We start from the raw sequence: 12,310 nt of genomic DNA on the forward strand, positions 1-12,310 counted from the left end.
GCGAGGATTTTTGCACAATTATATGATGCTGACAGCGCCATAAAATCGGAATAGCAAAAATCGTGACAGCGCCGTCGTAGGAACAAAAAAATCTGCTAAAAAATATATCCCGTTTATGCGATATATCCGCCCCCGGCAACTCTGTCGCCGCTATAGAATACAGCGGACTGTCCGCGTGCAGGAGCGAATAAATCCTTTTCAAGGTTGATTATTGAAGCTTCCTCTCCCGTTCGTCTAACATTCCCAAAAATTGTCTCCCCAAGATGGCGTATCTGAATCAAATACCTCTTTTCTTCACCAATATCGAGTTTATCGTGGAAGATTGTCCCGGTGGTTATTATTTCTTTACACATCAATGCGGACCGTGGACCGAGTATCACTCTTGAATCAATTGAATCCACATCGACAACATAAAGCCTACCTTCCGAGGACGCTACTCCCATTCCTCTTCTCTGTCCAGGTGTAAAACCAACCCAACCATTATGTTGCCCAAGCTTCTCCCCTGTCAAATCAACGAATTCTCCCGGATAGTTCTCGATACCCGACATCGAAAGAAACTCAACTAATTTCCCCTTCTTAAAAAAGCATACATCATTTGATTCGCGTCTATCTGAGGAAGGTAAGGCCATCCCCCGAGCCAAAATCTGAACATCGCTTTTCAAGAATCCCCCAAGTGGAAATAGAGTCCTTCTAATCCACTTCTTAGGAACCCGATAAAGAAAGTAAGATTGATCTTTTTTATCATCTAAACCTCGAAAAACAAAACCATCTGATGCCCGCGCAAAATGGCCGGTAGCTAATAGTTTAATACCTAAATCTTCAGCAATCTTAACCAGACCACCCCATTTCATCTTAACATTGCATTCGATACATGGATTTGGAGTCGAACAGTGCGAATAAACCTCGATAAAGTTCCGTATAATAGATTCTTCAAAGTGCCCGCGCATGTCCACTACCAGATGAGGAATATCCAGTAATTCCGCTGAAGCCTTTGCATCAGAAATAGATTGATTATCGCTTATAAAATCGAATGTTACACCGATAACCTCTGCTCCGCGTTCTTTAAGGAGATATGCTGAAATCGATGAGTCTATTCCACCGGACAGAGCAACAAGAACCTTCCGTCCTTTTAAATCTCTGTCCAAAGGGTCGAAATTGAGTGAAGTCATTGGGTGAAATTGCGCCCGAACAGCTTGATACAATCTGGATGCTCTTCAATATTGCCATTTCGTTGCCAGTATTTACATATTGCTCTTCGAAGGGCATCAATGCCTATAATACTACAATGAACCTTCATTGGTGGTAGGCCGCCTAGTTCATCCACTACGTCACCTCGAATAATAGCAAAGGCCTCATCTAAGGTCTTGCCTTTTGCCATATCGGTGATAACGCTCGACGAAGCGATAGCCGCAGCGCACCCAAAGGTTTTGAATTTTATATCGACGATTATATCGCCTTCGATTTTTAGATCAAAACGCATCATATCACCACAAAGTGGATTGCCGGCATTGCCCGTAGTAGAAGCATCTGGGATCTCGCCAACATTGTGGGGGTTGGCAAAATGGTCTATTACCTTTTTTGAATACAGATCATTCTTCATTATTGATTTCCTCGAGTCTTTCTCGTGAAATCGTCAAATCGGGATCGAGTTCAAGGGCGCGTCTAAAATACCCCCTAGCTTTTTCATCTTCGCCAGTTTCATGCAAAACAACGCCGATATGCTCCAAAATAACAGGATCCACAATCTTTGAAATTCTCTCGGCCTGAAATAGTTTTTCAAGCGCAAAGTCATACTGTCCTTTTTTATACAATAGCCAACCATAGCTATCAATAAAAGAAGCATTATTGGGTTCTTGCTTCAAAGCAAGAGATATAAGACTATCCGCTATCTCAAAATCCTGCTCTTCTTCAATCAGGAGATATCCTAAATAATTTGCACTGAGTGGATCCCCCGGAATAAGCTCTATAAGCTCCTTAAAGGTCGCAATAGCGGAATCCCGTATCCCGAGTCTCTCGTAAGCGTCCCCGATACCGAAAAATGCCTGCGCGTTTTGAGGCTCGAATTCAACAACATCTTTATAGAGCTTTATTGCTTTTCCATAATCCTTATCTCGCGAGTAAACGACACCTTTATAAAAAATTAAATCGACGTTATCTGGATAGTTTATCTGGGCTTCTTCGAGTATTTCTATCGCTTTTTGTGCGCTATCGATCTGAGAATAGGCCAATGCTAAGTCTATATATAGGCCAGGATTAGTCTCCTTATCGAGGATAATCTTGTATTGCTCTATGCTTTTACGGGGCATCCCCAATTCAAAGTATGCTCTTCCAAAATAGACCCGTGCATCGTTATCATCTGGAGACGCATTTAAAAATTCCTGAAAATATTTTATTGCACCTTCATAATCCTCGTTAGAGAAGGCTAAAAAACCCGCCTGTCTTACAATATCCATATCTTCCGGCGAATAATCGAGATAGCTCTTAGCCATCTCATAGGCATTATCAAACTTCGCGAGTTCAACATACTTGTTTATAAGTGTTCTACGAAGGTCTATATCTCGGGGATTTTTCCTCAAATATATCTCTTCGCATTCGATGGATTTCTCGAATTCGCCCATTTTTCCATAAGCTGTCGCAAGCCCAATATAAGCTCGGGAATACGTGGAATCGATCTCAATAGCCTTCTTGAAGGCTCCAACTGCCTCTTTTTCATTACTATCAGACAAATAAATACTTCCCTTAAGACCGTAAGATTGTGGATTGTCGGGGTATTCTTGGGATATTTTATCCAATTGTTTAAGAGCTTCTTTTTTCTTATGAATAGTCAATAGAGTAGTCGCATATTGAAGCCGCATGACAAAATCAGCTTTGTCATTCTCAACCAACCATTTAAGATTATCATAAGCAAAAATGACTTGGCGTGCTTTAAGCCCTGCTATAGCAGCACCTCGACGATAAGCAGCATTTTCCGGTTCGAGTTTTACTAGTTTTGCAAACCATACTAAAGCCTGCTCAGATTCTGCAAAATTCATGCACAGCTCGGCTATAGTTAATAAGATAGTGGGTTCATCTTTGGCGTAATTCTCTGCAATGAGGTAACTTCCAAACGCACGATCAAAATCACCATCAATCTCTGCGGTCATACCGTCGATAAAGTATCTAACCGCAACCGGTGATATTGAACTACCTTGGGCAAAAATGATTGCGGCCAAAAAGCAAAAAATGATCAATTTCTTTTTAAATTTTATTACCATAACCATTCATACTAAGCAAAATAGAAGCCAGTTTCAAGGAATGACTTCATCGTATTAAAACCGCACTTTATTTATATAAAATTAAAACCTTTAATTGAAATGCTACTATTCAAAAAATAAGCTTTTTCTGTCGTTATTTAGTAATAATCCTCTTCCAAATTTAAATATTATAGCAAAACACTTTTATCGAAGGTCTCAGAATTATTTTTTCCATTCAATTAAGAAGATATTCTAGCTTTTAGGCACTTTTGAGAATGCAATTATCTAAAACAACAAACACCTTGATATTTAAGAAGCATGGATATATATTAATTGTTATTTCGGTCTTTTAATCATTATATCAATAATATCTATGGAGGTAAATCAATGCCGAAGATTGTAGTGCAAATCGATCATTGTAAAGGCTGTGGGTTATGCATCGACGCTTGTCCACAACATTGCATTGAGGTCGATAATGAAGTCCTCAACAAATTGGGTTATCACCCCGCCAAATATAAAGGCGAAGGCTGCACAGGCTGTGGAATATGTTTCTATTCCTGCCCCGAACCGGATGCAATAATCGTCTATAAGAAAGATAAGGAGGTGGAATAATGGCGAAAGAGTTAATCAAAGGCAACGTGGCTGTTATTAAAGGCGCGCTTTTGGCAGGTACAGAATGCTTTTTTGGTTATCCGATTACCCCAGCTAGCGAGATCGCGCAGGCTGCAGCTTTCTACTTTCCACCACTTGGAAGAACCTTTTTACAGGCAGAAAGCGAAGTTGCGGCGATTCAGATGTGCTACGGTGCCGCAGGTGCAGGTGTTCGAACGATAACCGCATCTAGCGGTCCGGGAATCAGCCTTAAACAAGAGGGCGTCAGTTACGCTGCAGGCTCCGAGCTACCAATAGTCATAGTGGATATTATGCGCGGCGGTCCGGGACTCGGCAATATCGCGCCTGAACAGAGCGATTACAATCAGGTTGTCAAAGGCGGCGGTCACGGTAACTACAAATGCATCGTTCTCGCACCGAACTGCGGTCAAGAGATGTGTGACCTTACTATCCTCGCGTTCGATTTGGCGGAAAAATACCGCACACCGGTTTACGTCCTTACCGATGGTTTTATCGGCCAGATGATGGAACCGGTCGAATTTGGAGAACCCATTAAATTCGACACACAAACCAATGCCGAATGGGCAATCATGGGAACACCCGAAACCAAACACAACCTAATCAATTCGATCTATCTCGAAGCCGAAGAACTTGAAAAACATAACATCAAGCTTCAAAAAAAATATGCTAAAATAGAAGAAAATGAGGTTCGCACCGAAGAATATAGACTCGACGATGCAGAGATCATCGTTACAGGTTTCGGAATAGTTAGTCGAATCCTCAGAAGTGCTGTCGATGCCGTTCGCAAGAATGGAATCAAAGCCGGACTTTTAAGGCCTATTACACTTTTCCCGTTCCCTAAGAAAGAAATCGTTAAATGTGCTGATCAAGCAAGCGATATCCTTGTCGTTGAACTTAACAACGCCCAGATGTATGAAGATGTTTTCATTGCCGTTAGTGGCCACGATGTCAAAACACATTTCTACGGTCGTATGGGTGGTGTTGTGCCAACTGTCGAGGAATTGGTCGAGAAAATTACTATGATTTCTAAAGGGGAGGTGATATAAATGGCTAAAGACGTTCTCAGAAAACCCACCGGTTTCATGGACACATTTGTTTTTAAACCGGGTCAAGATAAGGAAAATACTCACTATTGCCCGGGCTGCGGCCACGGAATTCTTCACAAACTGATAGCTGAAGCTATCGAAGATTTTGGCATCGGAGACCGCACTATCATGGTTTCTCCAGTCGGATGCTCGGTATTTGTTTATTACTACTTTAACACCGGCAACATTCAAGTTGCACACGGACGCGCGCCGGCAGTTGCTACAGGACTCAAACGTGCCAATCCGGATAGCATCGTGATTAGCTATCAGGGTGATGGCGATCTCGCCGCTATCGGCGGTAATAACATACTCCAAGCTGCAAACCGTGGCGAGAGTATCACCGTGTTTTTCGTAAATAATGCAATCTACGGAATGACCGGTGGCCAGATGGCTCCGACAACTTTGATCGGCCAGAAAACAACTACTACGCCTTATGGAAGAAAAGTCGAGAATGAGGGCTACCCCCTGAAGATAGTCGAGCTTCTAGCAACACTCGAAGCACCGGCGTATCTCGAGCGCACTTCGCTTCATAATGCAAAGAACATTATGAAAACGCGCAAAGCAGTTCGTAAAGCTATTCAGTGCCAGATCGACGGCAAGGGATTTAGCCTTATCGAGTCATTATCTGCCTGCCCAAGTGGATGGAAAACAACACCTGTCGAATCCAAAAAGTGGATCGAGGAAAAGATGATGCCATACTTCCCGCTTGGAGTTACTAAGGATGTTATTGCGGAGCGTGAAGGATATTTCCCTCAAAAAACTGAAATCACTAAAATCGAGATAAAGGAAAAACTCGGTTTGATGAAGGATAAACTTTTCCGCGACCGCTTGATGTCGGATGTCCCAGAAAAATACCGAAATCCGAAGATAAAGATTGCCGGTTTTGGTGGACAGGGCGTTCTGCTTCTCGGTCAGACCCTTGCGGAGGCCGGCATGCGCCAAGGTTGGCATGTAAGCTGGATTCCCAGCTATGGGCCGGAGATGCGCGGTGGCACTGCAAATTGTCAGGTTACTATTAGTGAGAATCCCATCGGTGCCCCCGTTGTTGATTTTCCAACCATCCTTGTGGCTTTGAACAAGCCTTCGCTGGACAAATTCGAGCCAATGGTTCAGCCCGGTGGAGTTATCTTCTACAATACCTCTATGATAGACAGAAAACCGACCCGCACAGATGTCGATAGCATCGGATTACCTTTCTCGGATATAGCTGATGAGCTAGGCAATCTTAGATTTGCAAATATGGTTGTGATTGGGTCCATTCTAGCCAAGACCAAAATCATAAAAATGGATATTGTGAAAGACGCACTTAAAGAGGTTATCCATAACAAAAAATTCATCGATCAAAATATCGTGGCCCTCCAACGCGGTTACGATGAAGTATAAATATCCCATTCCCACCTTGTGGTGTGAGTAACTTCTAAATCCAAGCCTCCGCATTTAAGCGGGGGCTTTTTTTAGAGTGTTTATTTTACTATTCCACAATTTAACCAAAGTAGTTGAAATACTACCCCAGCTTTTAGATTAGTATATTCCTTAAAACCCAACTCTTCAATTGAACAATTTGTGATTTATTCTTGATATTTTACAAAAGTGAAGCCCCTTCTTTCGAAGGGGCTTCGGTCGCGGGATTATAAGTGAGCGACTTACTCCAAATGCGCTTTTACATAAAGTCGTAATATAATAACACGTGTATGATTAGCGTTATTGCTATTCCTAGGGGCTTTGAATTGCAACCACAGTTTTTCAGTGTTATTTGGTTCGGTAACCGGAGGAATATTTTCTCCGCCGGGGCCAAATATTGCCGGTTCAGCGCCGCCTTCGTTAATTGCCCAATATACGGTCTCGATAATAAAATCGCGTGTAAGCCACCAAGTTATTGGTGGTTCGGGATTATCATTGAAACGACCTCGGAGAACGAAGATATTATCATCTGTAGAACTTCCCGGTGACCAGAAAGTATCCGGTCGCCAACCAATATTCGTATCGATGATCCCGCTGATCATTAACCCAAAATCTACAGGAACATTAGACAGATTATGTATATTCATCGAGTCCACAGGACTCATCGTAATTGTTTCTTCCCAATCCAGAGAATCCCGAATATTCCAGAAAACGGAATCGCATGGGTAATGTCTATGGTGGCCAATCTCGATATGAAGATCGATTTGTATCCCCTCATAAAGTGCAACGAAAGTGTCTGGAGCCATGAAGGGGCCAACCACTCTGAAGGTATCGATAGGTCCATCTTCCCAAGCGATGAAACGATACAGCGAATCGGCGACAGTATCAAACTTACTTACCGCAACCGGGAAGGAATAACCCTCATCAACCCATGCTTCGAACTCTCCAATATCGGGGTAAGCCACGCCATCGAAATATATAGAACCATGATATTCGAGAGGATCTTTAACAACTCTGCATAGATACTGTGTATTGTAATTAGCAGATAAAGAATCGTGATGTGTAATCGGTCCGATAGATCTACTGGGTGTAGAAACGCCATCGCTCCATCCATGGAATATATATTTAACCACTAGAGATGAATCAACATCCGTAACAGTGATGTCATGTGTGCTTCCTTCACGCCACCATACATCCTGTCTTACAGATGCAATTCCAGTATAACCTATAGCATCGATATTTAATACGCCTAGCGTATCCTCGACAGGCGATTTGGTGAGAATATAATGGTAATCCGTGAAATAATCAGCAAAGAATGTCGTATCGGTTATGGGAGCAACATCTCTAAGGCCCGCTTCTGAAGGCGCATCTCGCCATGCATCAAAAACATATCGAATTGTATCCGTTGAATCCACAACGCTAACCTCGATACTATGACGCGACCCAATAGCCCACATAGTGCTGTAGATTCCATCGAATGTTGTATCTCCATCGACGATTATCCAACCCGGTGAGTCGTGCATTGGGGATTTAATAATATCTACCAAAACTCCACGCTCATACATAGCGGTAACTGCGTATGCTTCATCCATCAATATCCAGGTATTGTGAGACAGTGTATTCCCGATAGTTGGACTTTCGTCCCCAGAATCCCAAAACATGAATGCAAAGGGAATGCCCGAATCCCAAATGACACTGTCAGTTACTAAGGTAGCTGTATCGCCATCGTTATACCAGCCTTCCACTCCAAGACCAGTCGGGTCAACGCCTCCCGGGAGTCCCACATGATCTAGAGTGAGTTGATATTGATCGCTATATTGCCAATCTAAAGTTCCATTATCGGTCATAACAATTGACACGCTCGACTCGATTCCAGATGTTGGAACAACAGTTCCATCTCCCAGCCAGCCTGTGCAAATGCTTCTATGATCTGCATCTTCGTAGAAAGTGTCCACGACTGTAGCAAAAATAACCCTTCCGCGCGGATGATAGCTTCTTCCTATTAGAGGAAATGCATCGGAATAGGCCGGGGCGGTAACGTCGAGATAAACAACATCGCTATCCCAAATCCAGGTAATGCCACTCGGCTCCGTAATTGTGAAATGAAGACTATCTTCATAACTTGAGTCGGGAACACTGCCGTAACCCTCGTAACCCGTGCAGAACCACATTCCATCCGGGCTTGTAACCCAAGCATCGACTTCTGATCCGATTGTATAGTAGTGAATTCCAACCGGCGGCTCCGGAGTGTCGTGATCCCCTGGATTCTGAACAACCAAAGGCACAACATCCTCGCCCCACTGCCAAGTAATCGTGCTTGTCTCATCTATAGTGAAAGTTACCGTATTGGACACGCCCGAAAGCGGCGCGCTTCCGGTTCCTATCCAACCCGAGCAATCATGTCCGGCGGCTGGTGTTGGAACCATAGCAGTCACAGAATGCCCGGCAGGATATACATGCATCCCAATGCCCGGGACTGGTTCGCCATAAGGACTGAACACCCAGAGTGTGCAAAGCTCTGCGGGAGAGAATTCCCATTGCCAATCAATAAATGTCGGAGAGTCGATTATAAAACTTACACTATCCGCGCTCGTAGAAGGCACCGAACCCCAATAATTAGCTTCATAGCCTGTGCACCACCATAGGCCGTCGGGGTTCGTAACCCATGCGGAGGTAAGAGTCGCATAATCGAGCCAATGAGTGCCGGTGTCAGGAACGGGCGAACCATGATAGCTCGGTTCCGAACCGACAATAAGCGGCATCCAATCTTCTTCCCATTCCCAAACCAACCAGCATGTTCCGGTAACTCTGATAGCCACCTCGTTATCGGTGCCTGTAGCCGGAACAATTGCACCATCTCCGCGCCAACCGGTGAGTTCATGCCATGCCCCATCGACATAGGTGCTTTCTTCAACGCTGCAATTTATCATAGTCCCATTAGGAACTATCCACATGCCATCAGGCGATGGGTGACCATAGGGACTGAATACCCAAAGTGTGCACATCTCGCCAACAGGTGTCCATCTCCACTCGATGGAGGAACAATCGTAAATCTCGAACCAGAATTCGCTACCAGCACCGGAAGGTAATGAACCGGTTCCATTATAACCCACAAGAACGCTATCTCCAACTATAAGTGGCGTAATAGAACCCTCTACAGTGTCACCTTCGTCACGCCAATAGCTTCCAACAGGTGGGACCGGTGTCCCAAGACCCGATGGGTTGGCAACATCGAACTTGAACTCATGATGATAATCTGCTGTAAAAATCGAATCACCGGTAATTGTGACATTTCTAACCGTCGGAGCTGACGGTGAGTCCTCCCAATAGTCGAAAACCCAAATTTCACAAGCTGAGATCCATACTGTATCTTTAACAGCAATCTCATGGGTTGACATATCGAACCAATCTGTATAATAAGGACTAGGCAGCCATGATCCATCGATGCGAACACTGTCGCCCCCAAACGATGTTTGGACTACAATAACATTGCTGGCAGCCATATAATGAATTGTATCGGTAAAGAAGCCGTCTACATCATGGAAACGAGTAGAATCCCAAGCAACAGCACGAAGTGTCGGGATTCCTGTCGTTGTATCGGTGAACTCGATTATACTACCCCAATCAGTCCATTCCTGCCAGGTTTCCCACAAACCGCCCTCGACATGTCCGGGGCCGAACTGCTCATGGTTAAGCGTTGCAACTGTGTGAGTCGGGTCTGTACCATCGAGAACTATCATTGGATTCAGCTGATGCCAATATCGAACATTATAATCGGCCTCAGTCCCATCGATAACCCAAATTGTATCATCGGTGGAATTGACCATCCAGCGTTCTTCGTCGTCAGATGCTGTGGACAATCTTGAAACTTCGGCTTGAGTTCCCGGAACACACCATACTTGTGCACAGTGCCCTTCCCATATATGCTCGACAATAGGAACACCGAGATCGTTGTTATAAGAAAGGGTAATATAGTTAAGCTCATCGGTCGGAAGTCCAGGATCGGTATAGACACAGAACTCAACAACATAATTAACAATAACCGTATCCTGATCGCCCCATGGTGCTTCGTTACGAGCTAAATCGCGTGCTCTAATACGGAAGTTATAAGTCATTCCGGGGATAACTGCTACCGGTAAAGATGGACCGAAGGTCGCAAAGGTGTCGGTAGTGGCATCCCGCCATGGTGTCCACGCTCCACCCCCGATGGAATACTGAACATCATAGTTCCAAATTCCCCATCCCCAACCATCTTCAGCCGTTGTATCGATACCACTCCAGGTTAACACCCAGCTTGTATCCGATGCATATTCCACAGCAAATGTGAACCAACTGAAGGGATAGCGAAAATCAACATCGATTTTCCTGTGGCCGGAATAAAGGTCGAAACTCGTGCTCGATAAAGGACCATCGGTAACTGGAGTCGATTGCCCAATCGAAGACGAAAGCCTATAACTCGTCGATGTTACATCGTCGCCCTCATTACCACCACTTTGGATAGATTTCCATTGGAGGTTGTAACTGGTCGAGGAACCATATTGGGCAAAAACAGGCAAAGCTATAACTACGATCAACGCAGCAATCAGAATGGTGCAAGATGTTATGCGACCCATTTTAATCCTTTCAATTAATAATCTAATATACATTATAATGCTTCCTTTTTAAAAAAGCCAAATCAAAGATTTCAAAATATAGACGGTTTCTCCGGGCCGTCCTTACATTCTTTCGCACGAAACGTCGATCTCACCCACGACCGGGTAAGGGAAAACCTATATGCCCTCTTACGTTTCGGGAGCAAGCGCAATCCCCTACAATCCTCGTTTTCAATCCATAGTCGAGGCTTGCCCCGACCACCGCAAACGGGCACGTCGACGCCGTGCCCCCATTACCTCTCGCTTTATGGCGCACCTATCGCCATCCATGTAATCGAAATATTTCTTGTTCCACCACTTTTATTCTCTATACAATAAGACCAAGCTCCACTGCCCCCCGATCTGAACACGGAAACCGACACGCCCGCGGGATGAACCTGCGAGGAACCGTCGGCGCAATTGTAAAGAGACGCGAGGACTTGATATGCGTTGCTCAGGCCGTGGGGGATGGTTGCCCAATACCGCGCATTATTGCTTAAATTCCCATACGTTATTCGACCGTATGTGATTTTGATATTCGTGGCGCTCGCGCCTATCGCATATCCGTTGGCCATATCGACATATCCGTTGACATCGAGCTTCTGGCTCGGAGTTGTCGTTCCGATGCCGACGTTGCCGCCACCGTTGAAATAGGACGGGTTCGAGGCATGTGCTGTGATTTTGACTCGAGGGGTGCTTTCGGTTGCATAATAAAGCCCGAGATAGCCCAATCCGGGCGCGGTGTTTTCCGTTCCTATTATTGCGGTCGGGCCAGAATATGAATAGGAACTAAACCTCGCTATTTCGCCGCCACCCGATGTTTGAACATGTAATTTTGTGCTCGGGCTGCTCGTTCCGATACCGACATTACTTCCGTTGTCATATATCTGCGAGTTGCCCTGTGAATAAGCTCCCGTCCATTTAGTGATATAGCCGCTCGCGCCGGAACCGATATGGACATCGGCACCCGTAAGGCTTCCGGTGATATTCACATCGCCGTCGAAATACCCGGCATATGAGGTTGCGGTGCCCGAATTGTTATCTACACCGATAACACCGGCCACAGCGCCGTTTGCCGGTGTAGTGTTTATCGCCCCGTTAACCGCGCCATAGACGCCGCCGATCCAGTATGTTCCAGTGGCATCGAGCGTCAACACCGTTGGTGGCGTTACGTTTCCGCGAACGCCGATGCCCGCACAAATCGTAGTTCCGTCGAAATTATCCAGCACTGCCGGATAGGAATAACCATCGACGCCGACCATGCGGCCGGATGAATCGTAGCCTGTGACATAAGCCAAGCGACCGGACTCCCTTCCGCTCTGCAGAT

8 protein-coding genes are annotated in these 12,310 nt (G+C 45.0%); 3 read left to right on the forward strand and 5 right to left on the reverse strand.

The features are described from left to right. Window positions 1-113: 113 nt before the first annotated feature. Genes mnmA through KAH81_02165 form a run of 3 tightly spaced genes read right to left on the reverse strand, consistent with a single transcriptional unit; the run spans window position 114 to window position 3,254 of the window. The gene (gene mnmA, locus KAH81_02155; GenBank protein MCK5832449.1) at window positions 114-1,169 is read right to left on the reverse strand and encodes a tRNA 2-thiouridine(34) synthase MnmA; all 1,056 of its coding nucleotides are present in this window, start codon (window positions 1,167-1,169) and stop codon (window positions 114-116) included. Beyond that, window positions 1,166-1,588 carry an iron-sulfur cluster assembly scaffold protein gene (locus KAH81_02160; GenBank protein ID MCK5832450.1) on the reverse strand — a complete coding sequence of 141 codons (423 nt, stop codon included), beginning with the start codon at window positions 1,586-1,588 and terminating at the stop codon, window positions 1,166-1,168. The genes mnmA and KAH81_02160 overlap by 4 nt, the downstream gene beginning before the upstream one ends. Window position 1,589: 1 nt before the next feature. Further along, window positions 1,590-3,254, reverse strand: a complete 1,665-nt coding sequence (locus tag KAH81_02165; GenBank protein MCK5832451.1) for a tetratricopeptide repeat protein — start codon at window positions 3,252-3,254, stop codon at window positions 1,590-1,592. A 366-nt stretch (window positions 3,255-3,620) separates the two neighbouring features. Here KAH81_02165 and KAH81_02170 point away from each other — a divergent pair, with 366 nt between their 5' ends. Genes KAH81_02170 through KAH81_02180 form a run of 3 tightly spaced genes read left to right on the forward strand, consistent with a single transcriptional unit; the run spans window position 3,621 to window position 6,334 of the window. Further along, window positions 3,621-3,845: a 4Fe-4S dicluster domain-containing protein gene (locus KAH81_02170; protein ID MCK5832452.1), complete on the forward strand. Its 225-nt coding sequence runs from the start codon at window positions 3,621-3,623 to the stop codon at window positions 3,843-3,845. Further along, a complete protein-coding gene (gene vorB, locus KAH81_02175; GenBank protein ID MCK5832453.1) occupies window positions 3,845-4,912 on the forward strand; it encodes a 3-methyl-2-oxobutanoate dehydrogenase subunit VorB in 1,068 nt (355 codons plus the stop codon). Before KAH81_02170 ends, vorB begins: the two co-directional genes overlap by 1 nt. After that, the gene (locus KAH81_02180) at window positions 4,913-6,334 is read left to right on the forward strand and encodes a 2-oxoacid:acceptor oxidoreductase family protein (protein MCK5832454.1); all 1,422 of its coding nucleotides are present in this window, start codon (window positions 4,913-4,915) and stop codon (window positions 6,332-6,334) included. A gap of 260 nt (window positions 6,335-6,594) precedes the next feature. Here KAH81_02180 and KAH81_02185 read toward each other — a convergent pair whose 3' ends face one another. Further along, window positions 6,595-10,965, reverse strand: coding sequence for a hypothetical protein (locus KAH81_02185; GenBank protein MCK5832455.1), 4,371 nt, complete (start codon window positions 10,963-10,965; stop codon window positions 6,595-6,597). Between the two features lie 284 nt (window positions 10,966-11,249). After that, a partial coding sequence (locus KAH81_02190) for a hypothetical protein (protein MCK5832456.1) occupies window positions 11,250-12,310 on the reverse strand: 1,061 nt, incomplete at its 5' end.

It is taken from the genome of bacterium (assembly GCA_023145965.1).
GTDB lineage: Bacteria > UBP14 > UBA6098 > UBA6098 > UBA6098 > UBA6098.

What these genes read in the sequence shown, in the direction of transcription:
- mnmA (MCK5832449.1), bottom strand. Translation starts at nt 1,169, where the DNA reads ATGACTTCACTCAATTTCGACCCTTTGGACAGAGATTTAAAAGGACGG.
- KAH81_02165 (MCK5832451.1), bottom strand. Translation starts at nt 3,254, where the DNA reads ATGGTAATAAAATTTAAAAAGAAATTGATCATTTTTTGCTTTTTGGCC.
- KAH81_02170 (MCK5832452.1), top strand. Translation starts at nt 3,621, where the DNA reads ATGCCGAAGATTGTAGTGCAAATCGATCATTGTAAAGGCTGTGGGTTA.
- vorB (MCK5832453.1), top strand. Translation starts at nt 3,845, where the DNA reads ATGGCGAAAGAGTTAATCAAAGGCAACGTGGCTGTTATTAAAGGCGCG.
- KAH81_02180 (MCK5832454.1), top strand. Translation starts at nt 4,913, where the DNA reads ATGGCTAAAGACGTTCTCAGAAAACCCACCGGTTTCATGGACACATTT.
- KAH81_02185 (MCK5832455.1), bottom strand. Translation starts at nt 10,965, where the DNA reads ATGGGTCGCATAACATCTTGCACCATTCTGATTGCTGCGTTGATCGTA.